We start from the raw sequence: 349 nt of genomic DNA on the forward strand, positions 1-349 counted from the left end.
GGAGGCGCGGCGGCCGGCTGCGGCGGAGTGAATCAAGCGCCGGATCTGGGAGGCAGGTCCGGTCTGTGCAGGCTATGATCCGGGCATGACCGCGACCTTCGACGATCTCGATCTGTCCGTTCTGCCACCGGCCTACAGGGCTGCGTTCGAGGCATTGCAGGCCAGTGCCGCCCGCGTGCCGGAACTCGAAGAGATCACCCGTCGGCAGGAACATCTGATCGCCGAACTGAACCAGGCGCTGCATGGCAAGAAATCGGAGAAGCTGAGCGAGGACGAACGTCAGCTGGCTTTCGAAGAGCTCGAGACCGCGCTGGCCGAGGTCGAGGAACAGAAGCAGGCAGAGGCTTCC

Annotated in this window: 1 protein-coding gene; it reads left to right on the top strand. The window is 64.5% G+C overall.

The genetic code is table 11. The features are described from left to right. Nucleotides 1-85: 85 nt before the first annotated feature. On the top strand, nt 86-349 hold a 264-nt coding region (locus NHN26_RS17415; RefSeq protein WP_253090552.1), incomplete at its 3' end, for a transposase.

This window comes from Rhodovulum tesquicola (genome assembly GCF_024128855.1).
GTDB lineage: Bacteria > Pseudomonadota > Alphaproteobacteria > Rhodobacterales > Rhodobacteraceae > Rhodovulum > Rhodovulum tesquicola.